This is a genomic window from Flammeovirga sp. OC4, assembly GCF_000812565.1.
Lineage (GTDB): Bacteria > Bacteroidota > Bacteroidia > Cytophagales > Flammeovirgaceae > Flammeovirga.
The window spans coordinates 259,039-279,525 of the sequence record NZ_JTAM01000004.1 but is presented as its reverse complement, the minus strand read 5'-3'; the positions used below and the strand labels follow the sequence as shown (position 1 = coordinate 279,525).

Here is a 20,487-nt window from a genome sequence, read left to right as displayed (position 1 = left end):
TTTTTATCCGAAAAAATGTTGCAAATCCACTTTTGATATTAACACTCACTAGCACAAATCTAAAGTGACTATTTAAAGTGCCTTTTTAAGGATCGTAATTGATGCTGAATTTTTTCTTTAGACATTTTTTTAGGATTTAACTCTAAAACGAGACCTTCTTCTATTTTGATGTCTTTCTTTTCGAATAAGAAGTCTTCACCTTTTACAGAAAAAACTAAAACAGTAGCTTTTGCTCCTAAAGGGAGAGAAAATGTTGTCACGTGAGTTTCTTGAGCAATAGACGCTTTCGTTATCCAATAATTTCGATTCGCATTAAATTCTTTTAATAAAATATGAACATCATAATTACTTACTAGATCGAAATTAGGAGCTAGAGCAATATTTGCTCTTTGTGATTTTAGAAGGTAGTCGAAGTTAATATAATTGAGTGTTGGCAGGTTTGCGAAGTAGTACTCAAGATCTGTCACTTGAATACTAACATCGGTGTAAACTCTATCCGTTCTTGTATAATACAAAGGATCATTTTTTGTCCTAGCTATAACGATAGTCTTGGTAGTTGTATCTTTTCGCTCAATAGTTCTCTGTTCTACAGAAATATTCGTTTTTACCCAATTTCTTTTTTCATCATAGAGGTACAAGTCCATTTTTTTTGGTGTTCCATTAACAGGGTATTGTATACTTGCAGTTTTACCTTCCTTAAGATTTATAGGAGTTGTTCCATCAAAGACTTCTAAATTGAAACTACCGCTAGACTCTAAAAGTGCAGTGTCGGCAACGGTCTGTAAACCACCGAAAAACATATCGATATTTGTAGGGTAATTAGTGAAATTGACATTGATTTTACCAGAAAAATTGGCTTCATCAATTTCTAAATCTTCCCAGCTGATGTTGATGAAAACACTGTCTTTAGTCACAATTTCAATGTTTTCTGATTTATCAAATGAAAATGTTTCTTTTTCAATAGGAGAGGCACTCTCTATTAAAGAACGGATTTTGGCTTTGTTCATTTCATCTTCTTGGGATTGATCACAACTTATTAATAGTGAAATAAGAAGTAAGCAGAATAGGTTTTTTATATTCATGATAGTGTGCTTTAAAATGAAGAGGAATAAAATTATCGTTTATTAATTTATAGAGAATATTTGTAGTACAAATTTAGTTTAAGATTTATTGGGTGATTTTATTATAGTTTAACGAGGGAGGTTATTTTATTGAATAGTACCTCTTATATAATGAGCCCTCACTAGCTCAAGTCTTAAGCGACAGCGAGACTTGTGTTTGAAAAATGTAAAAAGTCTGTTGACTTTTAGACTAAAAAATAGTTCTGTAAGTCAACAGACTTATAAAAAATACTAGGCACAAGTGACGTTTCACTTAACACTTGCGCCAGTTTGAGGGATTATTTCAACTTTTTGATTTCATCGATACCTAAGTCTGTTACCTTTGAAATATCATCAAGAGAGAGATTCATTTTTAGAAGTTTAAGAGCCATTTCAATTTTAGCTTCTTGTTTGCCCTTTACTTTCCCCTCTATTATACCCTCTTCTCTACCTTCATCCTTTGCTGTATCTAAGGAATTTTTTAGGTCTCTATAATGCATTAAACTTTTTTCATAAGTATGATATTCTTCCACAGTCATTTTAGCTATTTCTGCGGTTTTAAAGAATTGTTCGAAGATATTTTCCTTTAGTTCAGTAGGGTATTGGTCTAATATTTCAAGGTTCTTAATTACGTAAAGCCATTTTTCAAACTTGGACTCTAATTCATGAATCTGCTTTTTGAATTTAGGCATTTCTAGATAGATGAATGTAAGTTTGTCGTAAAAGACTTTACATGTATCTTCATCTATCAATTTTACATCATAGCGATACTTTTCTACTTCATGTTTGTCCTCTTCGAAAACAAAATCCAGAATACCTACAGTATAGACTGCCTTCAATTCAAAGTTCCATTCTCCTTTTTTAGCTTGTTCTTGAATAGGAAAAGTAGAGTAGTATAGAGATCGATCTTTAAAGAAAGTTTGCCTTGACTTTTGCAACTCTACAATAAATTTTTCTCCCTTTTCATTTTCGCAGTAGATGTCAAAAATAGCTTTGCGATCAATCTCACTATTACCTAAATGTTCATTTTTCATATAGGTAATACTTTTGATTTCTCCTTCTTGTTCTTTCAAAAGTTCATTGAGAAAGTCCATCAGGATAGCTTTACTTGGTTCTTCACCAAATAAACGTTTAAAACCAAAATCAGTAAAAGGATTGATGTATCGCGTATGCATACTCTTTTCTTTGTTGTCTGCCATAAAGTTAATCGTTAAGCTTTGAATAATTAGTTATGAGTAAGTTAAATGATAAGTTTTTAAATTTAAATAGTTTTTTATTTTTGTTTAAATGAAAAGTAAATCATTTAAAAAATGTTGGTGGTGTAATTCAACAGAAGATCTAACAAGAGAGCATAAAATAAAAAAAACACACTTTGATTACTTCTACAAAAAGGATGAATATAAAGATATAGACTTGAAATTATTTAAAAATGAGGAAGATAGATCCTTTATTATTCAAGGACCTAAATCTGATTTTATTAAGTTTCCTAAGTTTTTATGCAAAGTTTGTAATGGTTCCAGAAGTAAACCTTTTGATGAATCTTATGATGATTTTTTTTCTTACTTTTTTGAAAATGAGGATGAAATTTTAAAAGAAAAAAGAATTGATTTAGAGAAGATCTATCAAAATCAATGGAGAGAAAAATGGATCTTGTTTAAAAAATATATTGTAAAACATATTTCATGCAGACTAGTTGAAAAAGGATATAGCCCTACTCAAAATATGCTTAATTTTCTAAATGGAAATGAGAAATTAAAAGATGTGAAAGTTGTGCTAAGACTAAAGCCATATGCTAATCAATTATCATTAGACTTTCCACCACTCTCAATAGGACGACTATACCATCATGAAAATATAATTAATAATGAAATAGAATTTACAGGTTGGTTTACAGTTAAATCTCTGAGTATTGAGTATTTTGTCCAAAAAAATATAAGTGAAGCTACCCCTAGATCTAATTTATTAAGGTTACATACTACAGATTATAATATGTTTTCGAATGGACTAATCAATAGGAGTAATATTAATGAATGGCAAACAATATTTGAAGACTATCAATTTGGATCTGATTCTGAGTGGTATCATTTCTATATGAAAAATGTAGACCCTTCATAATTTTTTTCTTTCACCATATCGCAAGTGTTAAGCCGATAGGCGGCACTTGTGATTACACTTTGGCGAAGTCTCCTGACTTCGAAATGAATGAAAAATATGACTTTTATGTTCGAAGTCGGGAGACTTCGCCAATTTTCAGTTCCAAGTGACGCTCGCGCTTAACACTTGAAACAGGGGAGCATAAAAAAAGGGCATTGCTAAGAAATTGAAGCCATAGCAATGCCCATATTAATCTAACAAGGATTAATACTTAATGACAAAGGAACACATTTTTTCTTTAATAAGATGTATGTGTTTAAATATAATTAGGTAATAACCTTAAATGCTTAACAAAAAAACGACCTCCCCAATTAAGGGAAGGTCGTTTCAATATCTATAAAAACTAGCTGATTAAGCTAACTCTTGTGCTTTTTCAACAACAGCATCCAAGCCATTGATATCTTTACCACCGGCAGTAGCGAAGAAAGGTTGTCCACCTCCGCCACCTTTGATTTCTTTCGCTAATTCCTTAACGATTTTACCAGCGTGAAGATCTTTCGCTTTCACTAACTCTTCGTCGATCATTACAGCTACCTGAGGCTTACCATCAACGTCAGCTGCTAAGATCAAGAACATATTTTCAACAACCGCTTTCAAGTCGTAAGCCAATTGCTTTAATCCTTGAGCATTTGGAACTGAAACTTTTTCAGCGATAAAGTTGAAACCGTCTTTAGCTACTGCTTTAGAAGCTAATTCGTTTTTCACCGCTTGTAATTCTTTGTTACGAAGTGTTTCTACTTCTTTCGATAAAGCTGCTTTTGCTTCCACTAAGTCAGCTACTGCTTTCTTAGGATCTTTCGCTTTTAATAGCTCTTTGATCTCTTGCAATAAAGTGATTTGCTCGTCCACATACTCTTCAGCAGCATCGGCAGTGATCGCTTCAATACGACGTACACCTGCAGCAACTGATGATTCAGCAGTAATTTTGAATAAACCAATTTTACCAGTAGCAGGAACGTGTGTACCACCACAAAGTTCAACAGAGTAATCGCTATCAAAAGTAATTACACGAACGAAGTCACCGTACTTCTCACCGAATAATGCAGTAGCACCCATTGCTTTTGCATCTTCGATTGGAACGTTTCTTTGCTCGTTCAATTGGATGTTTTGACGGATTCTTTGGTTCACGATTTTCTCAATCTTTTCGATTTCCTCTGCTTCTACTTTTTGGAAGTGAGAGAAGTCAAAACGTAAGTGTTTCTCGTTGACCAATGAACCTTTTTGAGCCACGTGATCACCCAATACCTCTTGCAATGCAGCGTGTAATAAGTGAGTAGCAGAGTGGTTATTCTCTGTTAAAGATCTGCGTGAAGCATCCACTTTAGCTACTACTGGTGCTGAAGGATTAGAAGGTAATTTGTTAGCGAAGTGAATGATCAAATCGTTTTCTTTCTTTGTATCGAAGATCGCGATTGTCTCTTCACCAGAAACTAAAATACCTTTGTCACCTACTTGTCCACCGCTTTCAGCATAGAAAGGCGTTTGATCAAGTACTAACTGTATAATTGTCTTCTTCTTCTCTGTTACTTCACGGTAACGTAAGATAGAAGCGTCTGATTCTAATGCATCGTAACCCAAGAATTCAACTGAGTCACCATCGTTTACATCAATCCAATCGCCTTTTTCTGAAGCTGAAGCTGCACGAGCTCTGTCTTTTTGCTCTTGCATCGCCACATCGAAACCAGCAGTGTCTACTGAGAATCCGTTTTCAGAAGCGATCAATTGTGTTAAGTCAAGAGGGAAACCGAATGTATCGTATAAAGTGAATGCCTCTTTACCTGCGATCTTTTTGTCAGAAGCGGCGTCCATTGCTTTTTGAAGAATCCCTAAACCTTTGTCTAGTGTTCTTAAGAAAGCCGCCTCTTCTTGCATTACCACTTTCTTGATGAAGTCTTTTTGTGAAATTACCTCAGGGAAAGTTTCTTCAAACTGATCAGAAAGAATATCCACCAACTCATACATAAATGGCTTGTTGAAATCCAAGAAAGTATAACCGTAACGTACCGCTCTACGAAGGATACGACGGATAACATAACCTGCTTTGTTGTTTGAAGGTAATTGACCGTCAGCAATAGCAAATGAAATCGCACGGATATGGTCAGAGATCACACGGATAGCGATATCTATTTTCTCATCTTTACCATATTCTTTACCAGACTTCGCTGCTAAGAATTGAATCATTGGTTGGAATACGTCTGTATCGTAGTTCGATTCTTTTTGTTGAATCGCCATACATAAACGTTCGAATCCCATACCTGTATCGATATGTTTGTTAGGAAGAGAAACCAATGAACCATCTGCCTTACGGTTGAATTGCATAAATACAAGGTTCCAGATCTCTACCACTAGAGGGTGATCTTCGTTGACTAAACCAAGACCGTCAACTTTCGCTCTTTCCTCGTCATTACGAAGGTCAATATGGATTTCAGAACAAGGACCACAAGGACCTGTCTCACCCATTTCCCAGAAGTTATCTTTTTTATTGGCAGGGATAATTCTGTCTTCATCGATTAACCCTTTCCAGATATCAATAGCTTCTTGATCTAGTTCAGTACCGTCGCCTTCATCGCCTTCGAATACTGTAACATATAATCTATCTTTTGGTAGCTTGTAAACCTCAGTAAGAAGTTCCCAACCCCACTCAATTGCTTCTTTTTTGAAATAATCTCCGAAAGACCAGTTACCCAGCATTTCGAACATTGTATGGTGGTAAGTATCAATACCTACTTCCTCCAAGTCATTGTGCTTACCAGATACACGTAAACATTTTTGAGTATCGGCGACACGTGCATCCTCGGCGGCTTTGTTTCCTAAGAAATAATCTTTGAATTGATTCATACCTGCGTTGGTAAACATCAACGTAGGGTCGTTTTTAATCACAAGTGGTGCCGAAGGAACGATGGCGTGCTGCTTGCTTTGGAAGAATTCCAAGAACGTGCGGCGAATACTTTTTGCGTCCATGTATGTTTCTCTAGTGAGTTTTATAAATTTTCAAATTTTTGATCGTGCAAAAATAAGATATTTTCTCAATCTAAATAACGATATAAGCAATTGAAGTGCTGTAAATAAGGATCTTTTGAAAAAAATAAGAGAATTGGCGGAGTTTCAATTCTAAAAATGGGAATTCAGCCCGTGTATCTCCTTTAATTTATGAGCTTCACTTTGTATTCATCCAGCTTTTCCCAAATGGCCCAAAGTTCATTGAGAACAGCTTCTTCGCTGCCATCTATGTGTGTATTGACAATAATTAGTCGTCCTACTTTACGATCTGCGTCAAAGAAGAAAAGGGAAACAATTCCCGGATCACCACCAGTATGTCCATAGAATCCTGATGAAGTACTTCCCATAAATAGGTTAGACTCATACTTTACAGAAAAAACAGGGTTTTCCTTTGATCAGTTCTTTTTTAAAGTAACACTAAATGTTTCAGAGTAATGACTTCATCCAGAAGTACTGGGTTGAAAATTTTAAAAGGGAAGTACTTATTGATTGGATCATCTAAATTAAGCATATCTCGTTCTTGTGTTTTAAGAGTGAAAGGTCAATGACTACTGTTTATATTAATTCCCAAGTAATCAGCCACTAATAACATTGGTTAAAACCCTTGTTTTTACATTGTTATACAGGTACGGCCTTATGTTTATCAACTATTTACTTAATAAGTATCATTACAGTGAAATTGTCTCTTTTTCGCAGTGAAATAATTCTATTTCTTTTCCCTTCATTATTTCTAAAGCAGAGGAATTATAAACTCGATTTTTCACCTATAATAGTCTCACGAAATAACATTATTGAAAATGTAATATTTTGATTTTCTGCAATGCTTATCTTATAATAATGCAAAAAACGATTTATGGAGTAGTAGATTTAGAGACCTTCTAATAACACCTTAATGAAGTTGCTGAAATTTGTATCACAATTACGTTTTTATTAAAAGAGGTAACAGTGTTTTAAATAGTGATCCTTGATAATTAGCGAATTATGTTACCGGTTGCTGAAAATGATTTGTTTAATTTTTAATTACTTGATTTCTTTCTCTATTAAAAACTTGATTATATTTACTAAACTAAATTGTATAACGACTTTCGTCTTATGCTATGATTGGCAATTCATTTTTGGATTGTTTCTAACTAAATTAATAAAAGAAAATGAAGACTTTTGAAGTCAGATTACCGTATTCAATTCTCTCTCCTGATACTTGTTTTTCGCAACATGATCCAGATTGGACAGACCTTGAAAAATGGATTGTCAGAGGAAAGAAAATTGGTATGGAAGTGGTTTTGGTGCCCGTATTGTGGAAGTTAGTAGAAGGAGAAGGAAAGGCATCAGATCACAAAGAACACTACATTCATTACAATTGGCAATACTACAGAAGTTTGATCGATAAGATTACAGAAAACGACCTAAAAGTGGTGGTCGAGTTCAACTTTCAGATGATCAACAATTACGAAGAAAATTTCCTTTGTACATTACCGGATTGGCTATGGGGGCAGTTGATGTGTGCTCATGATGAAATCAAATACTTAAGTCAATTAAAATACGTCAATAAGGCAGGAGGAAACGTTCAAGATGCAGTTTCCTTATGGGCAGACCATTATGTGATGCCTTATTATGAGGAATTAATACAATCTTTCAAAAACCATTTCCAAGATAAATCTGGATCCTTCACGAAATTTATTATCTCTGCTACGCCACAAGGAGAGCTAAGTTATCCGCTTAACGAATGCTCATTTCCAAGAAGAAATATGCAGTGCTATTCTCCATTAGCTATGGACGATTGGGATAATTATGTGAGAGAGAAATACAAAGGATATAGAGAAGCAGGTGAAGCTTGGGGTATAGAAGGGATTACAGACAAGGAAGCATTATTGTCTTATTTTAAAACAAATGATGCACTTCAAGGAAGAAAATACATTGATACTACTTATGGGTTTGATGTGACTTCTTGGTACAGTAAGTCGCTTTGTAATCACGGAAATAAGCTATTGCATATTCTTCAAAATACATTCAATGATCATGGATTTGAGCATTCGAAATTATGTATTAGAGGATCTATCGCTTACGCAGAAAAAAATCTAAAAAATACACCACACCAATTAGAAGTTGGTTCGGGCAGTATTGCTATTCATAAAGATATTTCAATTGGTGAAGCTTATCAGACATCATTGTCAATGATTGCTGATGGTATTCAGCAAGAAAGATTAGGAATAATTATTCCAACGAAGAGCAGAACAGAGTACAAAAAAGACTCTGAATATGCATTGAAGGTAAAAGAATTACTTTCATTTGGAGAGGGGAACCCGATTTCGTTCTATCTAGAAAATAGTTCTGTAGAAGGTATTAACTCTCATGTGATTTGGGATAATGCAGCACTTTGGCTTCTGAAAAATGATACATTGAGTGGTTTAATCATCAATAATATGAAAGTATTATTTGATCAATTAAACACCGGTAGTGCTCGTTTGCAGGAGTTGATCAGAAAGGTTCAATTTAAAGATGATCACATAGAAACAAAGCAAAAGTCTTTCAGAGTAATGGGACCTTTGCATGTTAAAACACACAACCCAAAACGCTTATTGCAAGATCATGACTGGTTGACGGTGTCACGTCAATTAGATCGTATGAGGGATATTGGTGTTTCTGCTGTTTCTATTGATATATGGTGGGGATTGGTTGAAGGTACACAATCGAATGTTTTTGATTGGTCTTACTATGATAATATGGTAAAACTGATTGAATCAAAAGGATTGAATTGGGTGCCAATTTTATCGTTCCACCAAGCAGGAGGTAATGTAAACGACGACTTTACGCAGATGATTCCGCTTTGGATCTGGGGTAAAATTGTGGAAGAAAACCCTCAATTGAAGTCAATCGAAGATTTACAATACGTTTCTGAAACAGGAGATGTAAGTGTGGAGTATGTATCACTTTGGGCAGATACGTATGTGATGCCCTATTATGAACGTTTTATGGAAGCTTTCAAGCAACGCTACAAAAAGTATGCTTGGATGACGGATGAAATCAACGTTTCACTAGGACCTGCGGGGGAGTTAAGATACCCTTCTTACAACTCACATGACTGGGGTGATTATCCTAACCGTGGTACATTACAGTGTTATAGCCGATTGGCAAAAGAAGACTTCCAACGTCATGTGATTAACATGTACGGTAGCTTAGACTATATTAACGAGGTATGGCATACCGGATATGAATCAGCAGAAGAAATTCCAATGCCAGATGCTGATGACTTATTCAATAATAATAACTATGCAACTTCACGTATAGGTCAGGACTTCTTCAATTGGTACAATGATAGCCTTGCAAAACATGGTAATAAAATTATCAGAAGAGCAACAGCGATCTTTAATGAGGAATTTGAAAAAGTACCGATTGGTTTCAAAATGCCAGGTATTCACTGGTTAATTTCAGATCCAAATAAACCAAGGGTAGCGGAGATTACAGCAGGTTTGATTGCTCCTTATCCAGGAATAGGGGCAACTGATAGAGGTGAATATGAGGATATGCTCAAGAAAATCATCGATAAGGATTTCAAAGAAAGAGTAGTACTTCACTTTACTTGTTTAGAAAAAATGAACAAAGACTGGGAAGGTTACTCAAGAGCGGAAGACCTAGTGATGTGGTTCTCTAATTCTGCCAAAAAACTAGGAATTCAAGTAATGGGTGAAAACGCCCTTTATCATGAACTTTACAGTCAGTCAGGATGGGATCAAATAGAAAAGGCCTTGACAAGAGCCAATACAAGTTATTCTGGAATTACAATTCTAAGAATGCAAAACTTGTTCTCAGATAATAACTTCCCGATTGAAAAATATGCAGAGTTAATCAATAAACTCCGCTAATTTTCTTCAAAGAAATACCTTCAATAAGGTGTTCGATACATTCTAAACCATTAGTAATTTAATCTGAGAAGATATGGAATTACTAATGGTTTTTTTATATCTTTTATGTTATGGAACAAAGAGATTTTGATAAAGCCTTAGAAGCTTGGGGTAGAATATTCAATGGTAAAAGAGTAGGAGACTCCATCGTTTTTAATAATGAGTTAGGACAGGGAGTTGTTGATGGTTTTCGTTTCAATGAACAAATGGAAATACTACGTTTTGATTTCCATTTGAAACAGAAAGTTGCCTCTACAGGAAAGCAGTTAAATACCATGGATGAGTATATTCCTATTTTCTTTGGTGAACCTTCAGAAAAGAAAACAATTGATATTGAGAATGAGAATAATGAAAAGGAAGAGTTTGCCTTTTTCACGGAAGGAGCATTTACCACCAATACAAAAGACACTGTAGGCTGGGAATTATTTCCACATCGGAAAACCAGGTTTGTGAGCATTCGGTTGAAGAAAGAGTATTATAAATTTTTGGCAAGCAAATCGGAATATTATCAACAGCTCTTTTTAGAGGATGCTCCCTATTATATTTTTGAAGAATTTGATCCTGTAATGCATGGTATGTTTTGGCGAATGTATTCGGAGGAGGTGAAGAATATCTATGAACAAGAATTAGTACACGCTAGTGCTTTGCATTTGGTTGCTACTTTTTTCTCTAAAGTAAATGAACGTGAAAATATTCTGGAATCAAATAAATACCCTTTCAATACAAAAGCAGTTTTTAAAGCGAGAAACTACTTGAAAAATCAAGTAAGCCAACCGGTTCAAATTGATGATTTGGCTAGAGAGTGTGGTTTAAGTGCCAGTAGACTTAGAGCATTATTTAAGCAGGTATTTGGAGTGACAATTCATCAATTTCATCAAGATGTACGCCTAGATCTAGCCAAAACCTATTTGCAGGAGGGAGAAAAAACGATGTCAATGATAGCGATGGATTTGGGTTTTTCTAGTGCAAGTCATTTTTCGGCTAACTTCAAGAAGAAATACGGTGTGACACCAAGAGAATTTAAGGATGACTTAAGAAAATAACACCTAAATTCTTTTTCAGATTTAGGTGTTATCAAGTTAATTAAATACCAAGCCCTAAGACATAAGGCCTTTTTAGGTAAGAATTAAGAAAAATGGTTTGTATTAAGGATAAAAAATCGCCTTACCTTACCCTTCTTCCTTCTTCCCTTTTTTTACATATTTATATTCTTCCTTTAATACCATAATCATTTCGATTAGGCTGATTTAAAGAAACCATTTCAGCGATAAAACCAGTCATAAACATCTGACAACCTATAATAACAGCAGTCAGAGCGAGGTAGAATAACGGTTGTTCCACTACTTCTCTTTTAACAGGAAGGCGATTGATCGATAAATAAACCTTCTCACCTAATAGCCAAACAGCCGCTAAAGTTCCTGACATGAAAGAAAGTGTTCCCAATAAACCAAAGAAATGCATCGGGGCTTTTTTGAAGCGAGACACAAAAGTGATGGACATCAAATCGAGGAAGCCATTGATAAAGCGTTCCAAACCAAATTTTGTAGTACCATACTTTCTAGCTCTATGTTGTACTGGTTTTTCTCCAATTTTCGAAAATCCATTCCATTTCGCAATTACAGGAATATAGCGGTGCATCTCACCGTATACCTCAATCGCCTTGACAACATTTTTTCTGTAAGCCTTCAATCCGCAGTTCATATCATGTAATTTAATGCCTGATAGAGCTGTAGTTGCAGCGTTATATATTTTTGTAGGAATAGTCTTTGAAAGTGGATCATACCTTTTTTCTTTCCATCCAGAAACAATATCATACTTTTCCTCCAAAATCATACGTCTTAATTCTGGGATTTCATCTGGACTATCCTGTAAGTCAGCATCCATTGTAATCACTACTTCACCTTCAGCAGCTTGAAAACCAACTTGCAGTGCTGCTGATTTACCATAGTTTCTTTGAAATTGAATGCCGTGAATCCATTCAAATTTCTTTTTCAACTCCACAATAATGTCCCATGAATTATCAGTACTACCATCATCAATAAGATACAAATCACCATTGATGTTTTCAGCAACAAATACTTTATTGATCCATTCTACCAACTCAGGGAGGGATTCCTCTTCATTGAGTAAAGGAACAACTACGGATACATCTATTTTCTTTTCTTCCATTTTAAAAGTAGTGAAGCTTGTAAATTAAAAATCGTAATCTTGGTCAGGATCTACGGGCTCTCTTTTCATCATTTGAGCAACAGCCATTGAGAATAGAAAACCTAAGAATGTCAAAAATACAATACTGAGAAGGTGAGGAAGTACCGAATAACTGATGGTTTCCATCCAAGAAACGGTCATCTCAAATTGCTCATCCGTAAGATCAGGGTTTCCCTCTAAAGCTTTGGTTGTAATTTCAAGAGCCTCTCTGATAGCACTGTCATCCACAAATTTAATATAAAGGTAATTGAATACAGAAGAGATAGCGGCTGCAATAAACGAGAGCAGTGTGCCAAGTCTTGTCCCTATTTTAAAAGTGAGGACTTCATTATTATTTGTTCTATATTCTCTGTAAGCAAAAACAGTTGCAGTGGCATAGACCATTATGCTCAAGTATTGTAAAAAAGGATCTTGAGCATTTCCTAAATAATGTAGGAGTGTACTGTATCCAAAAGAGAAAACGCCGATGATGGCACCATACTTTAGTGCTATTGGTTTTATCGATAATTGATTGTTCATTTTCTATCTATGATAAAAGTTTCTTTAGTTCATTCAATTTAAGCATTGCCTCAATTGGAGTCATGGTATTGACATCAATTTTTTCAAATTCATCTTTCAATTTCTTAGCAACGGGATCTACCGAGTCAAAAATGGAAAGTTGATAATTATCTTTAGGCACTTCTTTAATGCGTTCTGTATTTTTCTCTTTGCGTTTATCTTGTTCTAAATGCTCTAAGATTTCTTCCGAACGCCTTACTACTTTTTGAGGCATACCTGCCAATTGTGCTACATGAATACCAAAACTGTGCTCACTTCCGCCTTCCTTCAGTTTTCTCAAGAAAATGATTTTCTTCTGATGTTCTTTTACGGAAACATTGAAGTTTTTAATGCGTGGAAAATCCTCTGCAAGTTCATTTAGTTCATGATAATGCGTAGCAAAGAGCGTTTTTGCTCTCGCTTTATTATGATTGTGAAGGTACTCTACAATGGCCCAGGCAATTGAGACACCATCATAAGTACTCGTTCCTCTTCCAATTTCGTCCATCAGAATTAAACTTCTATCAGAAATGTTATTCAGAATACTAGCCGTTTCTGTCATTTCCACCATAAAAGTAGACTCTCCTTTTGAAAGGTTGTCGGATGCACCCACACGAGTAAATACTTTATCGATAATACCAATCGTGGCTGATTGTGCCGGAACAAACGAACCCATTTGAGCCATCAAAACAATCAGAGCAGTTTGTCTTAATAAGGCAGACTTACCTGACATGTTAGGACCAGTAATCACCATGATTTGCTGTTCTTCTGTATCTAAATACACGTCATTCGGAACATACGGATCATCTACCGATAGTTGTCTCTCAATCACTGGGTGCCTACCTTCTTTGATTGATAATGCTTTATCAGCTGTAATCTCAGGCTTTACATAATCATATTCAATGGCATTGGTAGCAAAAGAAAGTAGACAATCAAGTTTTGCTAGTGTTGAAGCCGTTTGTTGAATTGGACTGATGTACTCTGTTGAGGCATGTACCAAATCCATGAAAAGTTTATTCTCAATAACAGAAATTTGTGTTTCTGCAGTTAGAATTTTCTCTTCGTATTGTTTCAACTCTTCTGTGATATAGCGTTCTGCATTGACCAGTGTAGACTTACGAATCCACTCCGCAGGAACTTTATCTTTGTGTGTATTTCTTACCTCTAAGTAGTAACCAAATACTTTATTATATCCAATTTTTAAAGAAGGAATACCTGTACGCTCACTTTCTCTTTCCTGTATTTTCTGTAAGAAATCTTTTCCTGAGTGAGAAATTGCTCTCAGTTCATCTAATTCAGCATTAACACCTGTACGGATGATATTTCCTTGGGCAGGGTTTAATGGAGGATTGTCCTGCATTTCTTTCTCAATACGATCAACCAAGACTTTACATGTATTGATCCGGTCTGCTATTCCTTTGATCTCTTGATGATCAATTTTTGAAAGGATAGCCTTAATAGGAGCAGCATGTTGTAATGCTTTTTTGATAAAGACAATTTCCCTAGGGTTGACTCTTCCTACAGCCACTTTGGAAATCAGGCGTTCAATATCCGTGATTTGCCTTAAATGAGAGAGTACCTCATCCGCTGTATTTTCCTCCTCTGTAAAGTAATGCACTACATTCAAACGGGCATCAATACTTTTTTGATCCTTTAAAGGAAGAACAGTCCATTTTTTCAACAAACGAGCCCCCATTGGAGTAACGCATTTGTCCATAATGTCGATGAGAGGAACACCTCCTTCATTTTGAGGGAAAATTAATTCAAGACTTCTAGCTGTAAATTTATCCAACCAAACATATTTATCTTCTTGAATTCTGCTGATTTGATGAATATGATCAATATGATGATGTTCTGTTAACTCTAGGTAATTCAAAATAGCTCCCGCAGCAATAATCGCCAATGGAAGATTTTCAATACCAAAGCCCTTTAAGTTCTTCGTGCCGAAATGAGAAGTCAGTTTATCATAACCATATTCTGAAGTATATACCCAATCATCTTGTCTGAAAGTAGGGTAAGTATCTCCGAAAATATCATTGTATTGCTCCTGTTCCGTTCTACAATACAATACTTCGGAAGGAGAAAAGCCTTGTAATAATTTATCGATGTAATTTTGATCGCCTTGTGCCACAAAGAATTCACCAGTAGAAATATCCAAGAATGAGATTCCCATTTCTTTTTTACAAAGGTGAATTGCCGCCAAGTAGTTGTTTTGTTTTACGCTCAGTACATTGTCATTCATAGACACACCAGGTGTAACCAACTCGGTGATTCCCCTTTTTACAACACCTTTGGCTGTTTTAGGGTCTTCAAGTTGATCTACAATAGCAACTCTTTGTCCGGCTTTGACTAATTTAGGTAAGTAGGTATCCAAAGAATGATGAGGGAAACCTGCCAATGCCGTTTCAGAAGCAGAACCATTAGAACGTTTCGTTAAAACGATATCCAATATCTTACTTGCAGTAATTGCATCATCTCCAAACGTCTCATAAAAATCTCCAACTCTGAATAATAACATAGCAGTAGGATGCTTTGCTTTGATCGCATTGAACTGCTTCATCATCGGAGTTTCCTTCTTTGTCTTTGTCTTCGCCAAGGCTCTAAAATTATTATTTTCTAACTTCCTTCGAGACATATTCATTAAGATATGTCCAATTGATCTGCAAATTTAAGGAAAGGTTTTAGAATATAGCATTGTGATAGAATGGAAGAGACAATAATTCTTAAGCTTTTTGACGGATTGTATTGATCCATGATGCATTTCCCTTCAAAGTCCTGACTTTTTTACTTCGTTTTTGTGGTAAGACCAAAATGAAGAAGCTTGAAAGTTGATCTTATAAATGCTTGTAGAAAGGCCGATTAAAAATTGACGATAATCTAGTTTACAATTTGCTCACAGTTTTTTAAAACAAAAAAAGGGATCCCTTATCAAGAGATCCCTTTCCAAATACGCACGATCTTAACTAATCTACTACCTAATCAATTTTTATTATCTATAACTAATCGAACGAATGATTAGTAAAAAGGTTTGCGGTATTAATTTTTTTTAACAGGAAGAAGGATGAATAGAGATTAGATATAATGCATCTAAAATTCAGAAATAATGTGAATTACTGTACTATTTTAATATTATGTTTAAAATGAAAGGTATTTTAACTTAAATATATCACTAAAAAATAAAGGTGTAATCAATTGTTTATCAGTGTTTTGTGTTGTTTTATGTGTTGGGTACAAAGAATAAATAACTATAGAATTGATAATAAATTGATTAAGAATACATTTTTTAAGACTTTTGTGCATACTTCTCTCGCTGAGGGGAGTAAAAATAAGAAGTGATGTTAGAGTAATGTCACAGTTACGTGAAATATTATATGCACAATTTTAGTACACTAAAAGAATTCTTAGAGGAACCAAGAAAAGTGGTCATCATTCCGCATACTAAGCCTGACGCAGATGCTATAGGATCGGCATTGGGATTATCTTGGTATTTAAGAAAAGATGAGCATATCACAACTGTTCTTTCTCCAAATGACTACCCGTCGTTCTTGCATTGGATGCCAGGACACGAAGAAGTAGTGGTTTACGATAAAGAAAAACCTGAAATTTCAGAAACAATCATTGAAGAAGCGGATGTGATTGTTTGTGTGGATTTCTCTTCTCTTAGTAGAATTGAAGAACTAGGACCATTAGTCAAAAACTCGATTAGCAAGAAAACGATTGTGATGATTGATCATCATAGAGGGAAAGAAGAGTTTGCTGATTATGAACTTTGGGATATTGATGCAGCCGCAGCCGCACAACTTATATATGAATTTATTGATTTAGACGAAGGGATTCAGAAAATTGACCAACGTATTGCGGCTTGTTTATATGCAGGCTTAATTACAGATACGGGGTCTTTTAAATTCCCGAGTGTGAGCAGTAGAACATTACGTATAGCAGCATCTTTAAAAGATACAGGACTTGATACCGCTAGAATCTACAACCTTATTTACGATAATAATACTGAAACGAGATTAAGATTCTTAGGTTATGCTTTAGGGGAAAACCTCACTTTTTGGCCTGAGCTAAATACAGGGTACTTCACCGTAAGTCAAGATGATAGAGAACGATTCAAGTTACAATCCGGAGATACTGAGGGCTTAGTGAATTATGCTTTGTCTGTCAATGGAATTAAAATCGCCGCACTTTTCAAAGAAAAAGACGAACGTGATGGTATTAAAGTATCTTTCCGTTCAATTGGAGATTTTTCTGTAGCAGATCTTTCGGCCGAGCACTTTAATGGTGGAGGTCATAAAAATGCTGCAGGGGGTAGAATTGATGGAATTACAATTGATGAGGCAGTCGCTAAATTCAAGAAAGTACTCCAGGAAAAATTAAAATAGAATAATTACTTATAAACTGAATATGCAAATCAAAAAGAAAATTGCAATTGCAGCCGTAATGTTAGGTGCTGTTGCTTGTGGACCACAGGAAAAAGAAACTCCAACAGGTAAGAAATTTAGTATCGTTGAGAGCGGAAGTGGTGCAGCGATCAAAGAAAATAATATCGTTGAGTTTACATTAAATATCTCTACACCTTCAGATTCTACATTATTTGATATTACTGAAACAGGAAGAGAGTTTGCTGCGGTAAAAGTTTTCCCTGATTCAATTGTGAAACAACAACAAGCTGCAGGACAGCCAGCAGATCCACTAGGAGAAATGGTTGCAATGATGAGCGAAGGAGACAGTGCTCAAATGAAAATTATCGCTTCTGATTTCTTTGGAAAAATGGCCCCTCCATTTATCAAAGATCCTTCACAAGAAGTAGTAGTGGGTATTCGTACTGTCAATGTATACGCTGACGAGGAAGCTTACCGTACTTCAATGGAAGAAAAGCAAGCGGAAGAGATGAAGAAATTGCAAGAAAAAGCAGAAGAGTATGTAAAAATCGACGATCAATTGATCCAAGATTACTTGACTGACAACAATATCTCTGGTGCTCAAAAAACAGAAACTGGTTTATATTATGTGATCACTGAAGAGGGTGCTGGTGCAGCTCCTGAAAAAGGTGCTAGCGTAAAAGTACACTACACTGGTACTTTATTAGATGGTCAAAAATTTGATTCTTCAGTAGATAGAGGCCAACCATTTGAGTTCCCATTGGGTCAAGGAAGAGTAATAGCAGGATGGGACGAAGGTTTTACATTATTGAAAAAAGGTACTAAAGCAACTTTATTTATCCCTTCAGGATTAGGTTATGGTGCTTCAGGAGCTGGTTCAATGATCAAGCCATTCTCAGTATTAAAATTTGATGTTGAGTTGATTGACTTCGTTAATCCAACAAAATAATTTTAGAAGACATTTTCTTTAAAAATTTAAAATTAAGGAGAAGTGTTTTTGAGGTAGTTTAGTATTTTTTCGATTTGAGAAATTACTGAAATTACAATGAGTACTCAGACAAAGTTGCAATAATTAAATATAAGGTAATTTTGTTTGAGTACTTAACATAATATATTCAAACACAATGAGTTTACTATTGATAAGTACAGTAAATTTGTTGAGAATACAATGGTTTATGTTTGTCTGCCACCAAAAGACAATGGTCTGAGTATTTATTGGAATGAAATGAAAGAACGATCTTCTCATTCTTCTTAAATGTAAATCTAATATTAAAACCTACTTATCATATGAACAATACTTACAAATTTTTCAAGTTCACACTTCCTGTATTTTTCCTCCTTGGATTCACAAGTTGTATTCATGACGACATTGTGGATTACTTCGCTAAAGATACAGAGACTCTGGAGGCATACTTAGCTTCATACGACATTCAGTACCGTAAAACATCTACTTTACCTTCAGGTGGTAGTGTTTACATTACTCCTCCAAACCAAGGTACAAGAGAACTTCCTAAGGATTTCGATTTAAGAATTTTTGAAATCAACTTAGATTTAAGACGTTTTGCTCAAGAGTACATCGGAGACCCAGCATTTGATCAAGGTCCTGATGATTTGGTAACACATGCACTTTTAAAAGATTCAACGTACACTTTTGCAATGCGTAGAGGTGCGATTTGTCTTGGTGTTACAGATGCAACTTTGAACTCTATCGTGCCAAGTGAGGTTTTAGATAGAATTTATGTTCCATCTTACTTAGCATTTGGTGGTACATCTTCATCAAATTTAGGTTTACAGTTCAACGATATCGTTACTTTAGAAAACTACGAAATTAAAGCAGAACGTACAGCTTATTCTCAAGCAGAATACGAAGCACTTGTTGCGTTACAATATGCTAAAGATTCAATTGAAGGTTTTACAGAAATTGAAAACGATACATTATACAACGGTACATCAAAATCAATTGTTGATGACAACTACTTTGGTGATGATCAACCTTTAGAGCTACCTGACTATATCGTAAAACATACAGTTCAAGCAGGTACAGGAGACGTAGTGGCGATTGGTGATACAGTTCAAGTTCGTTACGAAGGTAAATTTATTGATCAAAATGGAGAAGTATTTGATTCAAATACTGATTCAGGAGATTCTAAATTCCAAGTAGTAGTTTTCGAAGATGCAAAATCAGCACAAGATGCTAGCGTATCTTCAACAGTAATCAACGGTTGGTACAAAGCATTACGTACAATGCAAGTTGGTGAAAAAGCTGTCTTTGTGATGCCTTCACATACTGCTTACTGGCAAACAGGAGATAATCCTAACACATCAGATTTATTTAAAACAATCCGTCCTTTTAAAACATTAGTATTTACTATTGAAATAAAAGAAGACGAGCAATAATAATATTTTTTAGTTCATATTTATAGTATGCAATATCGCATTAGACACTATTTACTGCTTTTAAGCACCCTATTCATTGGCTTTTCGTGTACAACGTCAAGTTCTTTTGATGGAGAAATTGATTTTGATGAAGCTGAAAAGCACTTGATCGAAGAGTATATTATATCAGGTCCTCCATACTTTAGTGCAGATACTCATCAAGAAGCTGTCGATAAGTATTATAACTTCGGAGTATATTTGTCTTCTATCACACCTGAAGATGAAATCTTGACAGATAGAGATATCAGTCTTGGTGACTCTATGCACATTACCTATACAGGTTGGGTACTTCATGGTGAAATCTTTGATAGTAATCGATTATCGGAAGATCCATTCCCAGTAGTTTTAGGTAAAACTTCAATCATTGAAGGATGGAATATTGCATTAGTCAATATGCACGAGAAGCAAGAGGCAAGAGTAATTATTCCTTCAGCCCTAGGCTATGGAACCTCAGGAACGGGTACTATCCCTCCAAATGCTACTTTAGTATTTGATATTAAGGTAGACAGCTTATGGAAAGTAGATGAGCAATAGTACGTCTTGAGCTATAAATTGAGAAAAACCGAAAGATAAAGAAGTATTTATCTTTCGGTTTTTTTTATGTCAAAGAAGAAATGTGAATAATTAGAACTTCCTATTTTAATTATTCGTAAGCTTAACTATTGAAAATCGTTTTATTACATTAAATTTGTGTGATATTTGTCGGACAATTGACCGGTAGTTTCAGTTTACAATCACATTTTTAAAGCACAAGTCTAATTGATGTAA

At 35.0% G+C, this 20,487-nt stretch carries 14 protein-coding genes; 7 read left to right on the top strand and 7 right to left on the bottom strand.

Translation table 11 applies throughout. From position 1 onward, the window contains the following. Nucleotides 1–68 precede the first annotated feature (68 nt). Nucleotides 69–1,082, bottom strand: coding sequence for a hypothetical protein (locus PL77_RS05335; protein ID WP_044202459.1), 1,014 nt, complete (start codon nt 1,080–1,082; stop codon nt 69–71). Between the two features lie 317 nt (nt 1,083–1,399). Then, nucleotides 1,400–2,299, bottom strand: a complete 900-nt coding sequence (locus tag PL77_RS05330; protein ID WP_216595883.1) for an Rpn family recombination-promoting nuclease/putative transposase — start codon at nt 2,297–2,299, stop codon at nt 1,400–1,402. An 88-nt stretch (nt 2,300–2,387) separates the two neighbouring features. Between PL77_RS05330 and PL77_RS05325 the strand changes: the two genes are divergently transcribed. After that, complete coding sequence (locus tag PL77_RS05325; protein WP_044202457.1) at nt 2,388–3,215, top strand: hypothetical protein; 828 nt, start codon at nt 2,388–2,390, stop codon at nt 3,213–3,215. 390 nt (nt 3,216–3,605) lie between these two features. On the opposite strand, the gene alaS is transcribed toward PL77_RS05325, so the two are convergent. After that, on the bottom strand, nt 3,606–6,215 hold the full coding sequence (alaS, locus tag PL77_RS05320) for an alanine--tRNA ligase (RefSeq protein ID WP_044202454.1): 2,610 nt from the start codon (nt 6,213–6,215) through the stop codon (nt 3,606–3,608). A gap of 182 nt (nt 6,216–6,397) precedes the next feature. Next, nucleotides 6,398–6,601, bottom strand: coding sequence for a hypothetical protein (locus PL77_RS05315; RefSeq protein WP_044202452.1), 204 nt, complete (start codon nt 6,599–6,601; stop codon nt 6,398–6,400). An 801-nt stretch (nt 6,602–7,402) separates the two neighbouring features. On the opposite strand from PL77_RS05315, the gene PL77_RS30295 reads away from it, so the two are divergent. Both PL77_RS30295 and PL77_RS05305 read left to right on the top strand, forming a co-directional pair. Continuing rightward, on the top strand, nt 7,403–10,114 hold the full coding sequence (locus PL77_RS30295; protein WP_052444191.1) for a family 14 glycosylhydrolase: 2,712 nt from the start codon (nt 7,403–7,405) through the stop codon (nt 10,112–10,114). Between the two features lie 110 nt (nt 10,115–10,224). Continuing rightward, complete coding sequence (locus PL77_RS05305; RefSeq protein ID WP_044202449.1) at nt 10,225–11,196, top strand: AraC family transcriptional regulator; 972 nt, start codon at nt 10,225–10,227, stop codon at nt 11,194–11,196. A gap of 160 nt (nt 11,197–11,356) precedes the next feature. On the opposite strand, the gene PL77_RS05300 is transcribed toward PL77_RS05305, so the two are convergent. The 3 genes from PL77_RS05300 to mutS are packed head-to-tail and all read right to left on the bottom strand — an operon-like array spanning nt 11,357 to nt 15,533. After that, the gene (locus PL77_RS05300; RefSeq protein WP_044202446.1) at nt 11,357–12,322 is read right to left on the bottom strand and encodes a glycosyltransferase family 2 protein; all 966 of its coding nucleotides are present in this window, start codon (nt 12,320–12,322) and stop codon (nt 11,357–11,359) included. A gap of 24 nt (nt 12,323–12,346) precedes the next feature. After that, nucleotides 12,347–12,880, bottom strand: a complete 534-nt coding sequence (locus PL77_RS05295; protein WP_044202443.1) for a DUF4199 domain-containing protein — start codon at nt 12,878–12,880, stop codon at nt 12,347–12,349. Between the two features lie 7 nt (nt 12,881–12,887). Further along, a complete protein-coding gene (mutS, locus tag PL77_RS05290) occupies nt 12,888–15,533 on the bottom strand; it encodes a DNA mismatch repair protein MutS (RefSeq protein WP_253273965.1) in 2,646 nt (881 codons plus the stop codon). Between the two features lie 736 nt (nt 15,534–16,269). On the opposite strand from mutS, the gene PL77_RS05285 reads away from it, so the two are divergent. The 4 genes from PL77_RS05285 to PL77_RS31480 all read left to right on the top strand — a co-directional run bounded on the left by PL77_RS05285 (nt 16,270) and on the right by PL77_RS31480 (nt 20,253). After that, nucleotides 16,270–17,283, top strand: coding sequence for a bifunctional oligoribonuclease/PAP phosphatase NrnA (locus PL77_RS05285; protein ID WP_044202441.1), 1,014 nt, complete (start codon nt 16,270–16,272; stop codon nt 17,281–17,283). A gap of 22 nt (nt 17,284–17,305) precedes the next feature. Then, nucleotides 17,306–18,232 carry an FKBP-type peptidyl-prolyl cis-trans isomerase gene (locus PL77_RS05280; RefSeq protein WP_052444190.1) on the top strand — a complete coding sequence of 309 codons (927 nt, stop codon included), beginning with the start codon at nt 17,306–17,308 and terminating at the stop codon, nt 18,230–18,232. Nucleotides 18,233–18,570: 338 nt separating this feature from the next. Continuing rightward, on the top strand, nt 18,571–19,680 hold the full coding sequence (locus PL77_RS05275) for an FKBP-type peptidyl-prolyl cis-trans isomerase (protein WP_044202439.1): 1,110 nt from the start codon (nt 18,571–18,573) through the stop codon (nt 19,678–19,680). 27 nt (nt 19,681–19,707) lie between these two features. Further along, complete coding sequence (locus tag PL77_RS31480; RefSeq protein ID WP_052444189.1) at nt 19,708–20,253, top strand: FKBP-type peptidyl-prolyl cis-trans isomerase; 546 nt, start codon at nt 19,708–19,710, stop codon at nt 20,251–20,253. Nucleotides 20,254–20,487: the final 234 nt, after the last annotated feature.

Excerpts from the sequence above, each read along its gene's own strand:
- PL77_RS05335 (WP_044202459.1), bottom strand. The coding sequence starts at position 1,082 with ATGAATATAAAAAACCTATTCTGCTTACTTCTTATTTCACTATTAATA.
- PL77_RS05330 (WP_216595883.1), bottom strand. The coding sequence starts at position 2,299 with ATGGCAGACAACAAAGAAAAGAGTATGCATACGCGATACATCAATCCT.
- PL77_RS05325 (WP_044202457.1), top strand. The coding sequence starts at position 2,388 with ATGAAAAGTAAATCATTTAAAAAATGTTGGTGGTGTAATTCAACAGAA.
- alaS (WP_044202454.1), bottom strand. The coding sequence starts at position 6,215 with ATGGACGCAAAAAGTATTCGCCGCACGTTCTTGGAATTCTTCCAAAGC.
- PL77_RS05315 (WP_044202452.1), bottom strand. The coding sequence starts at position 6,601 with ATGGGAAGTACTTCATCAGGATTCTATGGACATACTGGTGGTGATCCG.
- PL77_RS30295 (WP_052444191.1), top strand. The coding sequence starts at position 7,403 with ATGAAGACTTTTGAAGTCAGATTACCGTATTCAATTCTCTCTCCTGAT.
- PL77_RS05305 (WP_044202449.1), top strand. The coding sequence starts at position 10,225 with ATGGAACAAAGAGATTTTGATAAAGCCTTAGAAGCTTGGGGTAGAATA.
- PL77_RS05300 (WP_044202446.1), bottom strand. The coding sequence starts at position 12,322 with ATGGAAGAAAAGAAAATAGATGTATCCGTAGTTGTTCCTTTACTCAAT.
- PL77_RS05295 (WP_044202443.1), bottom strand. The coding sequence starts at position 12,880 with ATGAACAATCAATTATCGATAAAACCAATAGCACTAAAGTATGGTGCC.
- mutS (WP_253273965.1), bottom strand. The coding sequence starts at position 15,533 with ATGTCTCGAAGGAAGTTAGAAAATAATAATTTTAGAGCCTTGGCGAAG.
- PL77_RS05285 (WP_044202441.1), top strand. The coding sequence starts at position 16,270 with ATGCACAATTTTAGTACACTAAAAGAATTCTTAGAGGAACCAAGAAAA.
- PL77_RS05280 (WP_052444190.1), top strand. The coding sequence starts at position 17,306 with ATGCAAATCAAAAAGAAAATTGCAATTGCAGCCGTAATGTTAGGTGCT.
- PL77_RS05275 (WP_044202439.1), top strand. The coding sequence starts at position 18,571 with ATGAACAATACTTACAAATTTTTCAAGTTCACACTTCCTGTATTTTTC.
- PL77_RS31480 (WP_052444189.1), top strand. The coding sequence starts at position 19,708 with ATGCAATATCGCATTAGACACTATTTACTGCTTTTAAGCACCCTATTC.